Annotated in this window: 4 protein-coding genes and 1 pseudogene; 3 read left to right on the top strand and 2 right to left on the bottom strand. The window is 35.3% G+C overall.

The window, feature by feature from the left end; genetic code table 11:
• Positions 1–547, bottom strand: a pseudogene (locus ACIQ1E_RS13980) (DNA polymerase IV); the annotation flags it as partial.
• An 84-nt stretch (positions 548–631) separates the two neighbouring features.
• Here ACIQ1E_RS13980 and ACIQ1E_RS13975 point away from each other — a divergent pair.
• The 3 genes from ACIQ1E_RS13975 to ACIQ1E_RS13965 all read left to right on the top strand — a co-directional run bounded on the left by ACIQ1E_RS13975 (position 632) and on the right by ACIQ1E_RS13965 (position 3104).
• Entirely contained in the window at positions 632–1396 is a 765-nt protein-coding gene (locus ACIQ1E_RS13975) for an XRE family transcriptional regulator (protein WP_396171967.1), read from the top strand.
• A gap of 99 nt (positions 1397–1495) precedes the next feature.
• On the top strand, positions 1496–2734 hold the full coding sequence (locus ACIQ1E_RS13970; protein WP_396171966.1) for a metallophosphoesterase: 1239 nt from the start codon (positions 1496–1498) through the stop codon (positions 2732–2734).
• Positions 2735–2807: 73 nt separating this feature from the next.
• Complete coding sequence (locus ACIQ1E_RS13965; protein ID WP_315146306.1) at positions 2808–3104, top strand: thioredoxin family protein; 297 nt, start codon at positions 2808–2810, stop codon at positions 3102–3104.
• Here the strand turns inward: ACIQ1E_RS13965 and ACIQ1E_RS13960 are convergent.
• Positions 3101–3769, bottom strand: coding sequence for a polysaccharide deacetylase family protein (locus ACIQ1E_RS13960; RefSeq protein ID WP_396171964.1), 669 nt, complete (start codon positions 3767–3769; stop codon positions 3101–3103). The genes ACIQ1E_RS13965 and ACIQ1E_RS13960 overlap by 4 nt on opposite strands.
• Positions 3770–3995: the final 226 nt, after the last annotated feature.

Below are 3995 nucleotides of genomic sequence, written 5' to 3'. Positions count from 1 at the left end.
GCATCGGTATTTTTTGGATGGGTAGCGGATTCAGAAATGGTTTTACGTTTTTTTCTGTGATTTCAAATTTGCCCAATGGTTTGGCTTCGCCGGTTCCTATTTTTGAAACGGTTTTGTTTACGGAAAGTGCAAAACTGATGGGTAAGCCACTTTCTCGGATGATTTTTTCCGACAATTCCGAAGTCCATTTGTAGCAGCCAAAAAACTTATCCATTCCGGTTAAGTCGAGATAGAACTCGTCGATACTGGCTTTTTCTACTATTGGTGCAACTTCTTTTATAATGGTCGTTACTTCGTGGGATTTGTTCGAATAGTATTCCATATCGCCTTTGATTATCGATGCTTGCGGACATAATCGGAGTGCATATTTTACGGGCATTGCGGAGCGTACGCCAAATTTTCGGGCTTCGTAAGAACAAGATGCCACCACGCCACGATCTGAACTACCGCCAATAATTAAGGGTAAACCCATTAGTTTTGGATTGATTAATCTCTCGCAGGAAACGAAGAAGGTGTCCAAGTCCATATGTACTATTGCTCTCTGCATAAATTTTGATAATTAATTGTACAAAATTAGAACGATATTACCAAAAAATAGTATATTTGTTGTGAATTAAATTCACATTAACATATGTCTATATTTTCAGATAATCTTAGATACCTTCGTGTTAAAAGCGGAATGACACAGCAAAAAATTGCTGATGAATTAAAAATACCTCGTGAACGTTATGCAAAATATGAAGGAACAACAGACCCGCCTCTTGATTGCTTACAGAGGATTTCTCGTTATTTTCACGTCAGTATTGATTTACTTTTATCTTTTGATATTCGACGTGTTCCTTATGAGAATTTATTGCAGCTAGAAGAAAACCGAATTTTACTCCCAATTACTGTTGATAGTGACGGCGAAAATAAAATTGAGATTGTTACAGCAAAAGCTAGAGCTGGATATTTGACAGGTTATGGAGATCCAGAATTTGTTGAAAATTTACAACGTATTTCTTTACCATTTCTATCTAATGGGAAATATCGTGCTTTCCCAATCGAAGGGGATTCGATGCCGCCACACAATGATAAATCCTTTATTGTCGGGAAATATATTGAGAAATTAGCCGATGTAAAAGACGGAAAAACCTATGTGGTTTTAAGCAAAAATGATGGTATTGTTTATAAAAGGCTTTTTAGAAAACCCAAAAGAGAAACCATATTCTTATTTCATTCGGATAATAGCATTTACAAGCCTTATGAGGTAAAAGCTAGTGAGATTTTGGAGGTTTGGGAGCACGTTTGCAGTTTTTGTACGCAAGAATTTCAACCCGATGATTTAGGGGTTATGAATGTAAAGGATATGTTTCAGCAATTGCGATTGGAAATTAGTGAATTGAAGAAAGTCTAATCCGCGTTTAAGCAAGTATTCTCAGTAGTTAAAGTTTTTATAATGAAGTCATTTCGTTTCTTCATTCTTCGTTAATTTGCACAAAAATTTATATCCTAAATGTTATCACGCCTTTTGATTCCTTTGGTGTTGCTTTTCGTAATAGAACTCTATGCGTATCAAGCATTAAGAACTGTAGTAAAAGCTAAGCCTGTTCTGCTGATTTCATATATAGTAGTAAGTGTTTTAGTTTTAGCTTATATCATTTATTCATTTACTCAATTTGACCGTAAAATTGGGCAAACTCCGCAAACTATGCAAACTATGGGTTTGCTCCTTATGGTATATCTTCCTAAAATCCTTTTGACGTTAGTATTATTTGGGGAAGATATTTATCGTGTAGGTTTTGGAGCTATAAATCATTTCGCACGACTCAATGACAGCGCTGATTTTCTTGCTTCAAGACGAAAATTTGTCAGTCAGATTGGATTAGGAATTGCAGCCGTGCCTTTTTTGTCCTTAATCTATGGTATTACTACTGGCAAATACAATTACAAAGTTATCAAACAGGCTATCTTTTTCCCTGATTTACCCGAGGCTTTCGATGGTTTTACCATTACACACATATCCGATGTGCATAGTGGTAGTTTTGACAATCCGGACAAAATTAATTATGCTATTGATTTGATCAACGAACAAAATTCGGATATGATTTTGTTTACCGGTGATATTGTCAATACTCACGCTAAAGAAATGCATCCTTGGATCGATAGTTTTAAGCGGATTAGGGAACATAAGTACGGGAAATATTCCATTTTAGGAAATCACGACTATGGAGAATATATCACTTGGCCAACAGAGGCTGCCAAAGCAGAGAACTTCCAAAATATTAAAAACTTGCACGGTCAAATCGATTTCAAATTAATGCTGAATGAGCATACCTTTATCGAGAAAGGGAATGGCCGGATTGCTTTGATTGGTGTTGAGAATTGGGGGACTAATTTCAAGAAAGTAGGAGATATAAATTTAGCTTCAGCTAATTTAGCTAAAGATGATTTTAAAATACTGATGAGCCACGATCCGAGTCATTGGGATAGTGAAGTCAAAAATCACCCGAAAAACTATCATTTAACGCTTTCGGGTCATACGCACGGTATGCAGTTTGGAATAGAAATTCCAGGATTAGTGAAATGGAGCCCTATTCAATACATTTATAAACAATGGGCTGGTTTATATGAGAATATGGGAAGATATATCTATGTAAACCGAGGATTTGGTTTTCATGCTTATCCAGGAAGAGTAGGTATTATGCCTGAAATCACCGTAATTCAACTAAAAAAAGGCAAGAATGTGTCATAATTCGTTTAAAATGCTACATTTGTAAAATAAAAGCTTTTTTCAATAGATTTAAAAAATTAAATTCATTGGTTTTATGTCAAAATTTGGAGAACTTATAAGCACCCAAGTCCCTGTGTTGATCGATTTTTACACAGATTGGAATGAATCATCTGTTTCGATGCATCCCGTAATAAGAGATGTTGCCGCAGCTTTGGGCGATAAGGCCAAAGTAATAAAAATAGATGTGGATAAAAATCAAGAGTTAGCCGAAGCCTTGCGTATCAAAGGGCTTCCTACTTTGATGATTTACAAAGGGGGACAAATGATTTGGAGACAATCAGGGGAATTAGATGCCAATTCCATCATTAATCTTGTTCAAGAACATCTTTAGGTCAACTTCTCAAAAACAAATCCTTTTTTAGCTAAAATTTCTAAAACTTTCGGCAAAGTATATTCCAATCGAGGAAATGCTTTTATGCTGTCGTGAAAAACAATTATACTTCCTGATTTTGTGTTTTTCAATACATTTTCAATACATTTTTCAGCCGAAATAGAAGTGCCAAAGTCGGCACTCAAAACATCCCACATAATTATTTTATAGCCTTGTTCCCTAAGTTTTTTAGCTTGTGAGGATTTTATTCTGCCGTACGGCGGACGGAAAAGTTTGCAGTGTTCAGTGTTTAGTTTACAGTTCTGACCACTGATCACTGAATACTGACCACTGATTATCGACCACTCATCACTATTTTTTAAATATTCTTCTGTCGAAGTTTTCCAACCATTCAAATGATTGAAAGTGTGATTTCCTATCGAATGTCCTTTAGTAATTACTTTCTGGAAAATTTGGGGATATTTCTCGATGTTATTGCCAATGCAAAAAAAAGTAGCTTTGGCATTGTGTTTTTCTAATTCTGTGAGAACCCAGTCCGTTATTGCTGGAGTTGGTCCATCGTCGAAGGTGAGGTAAATTTTATTGTCAGTATTGGGAATATCCCAAACATAATTTGAGAATATTTTTTTAATAAAACGATTTGTTTTTACCCAATAGAAATTCATTATTCGAAGGTATTAAATACAATAAAAAAATGTAGCGTTACTATGCAATAGCGCTACATTTAGTTTTTTATTCTTTAGATGTGTTTTTACTCTCTCTCACGACCAAAACGATCAAACATTTTAATATAGGTATTAAAAGCGGGTCTGCTTTGGTTGTACAATTGCACATCGCCACTTTCTTTCATTACGGTCAATAAACTTCTATAGCGTTCGATATCTGTTACGA

Origin of the sequence: Flavobacterium sp., assembly GCF_044348915.1 — a bacterium.
In the GTDB taxonomy this organism is placed as follows: domain Bacteria; phylum Bacteroidota; class Bacteroidia; order Flavobacteriales; family Flavobacteriaceae; genus Flavobacterium.
The sequence above is the reverse complement of the archived record's forward strand: the minus strand, read 5'-3'. Positions and strand labels throughout refer to the sequence as shown.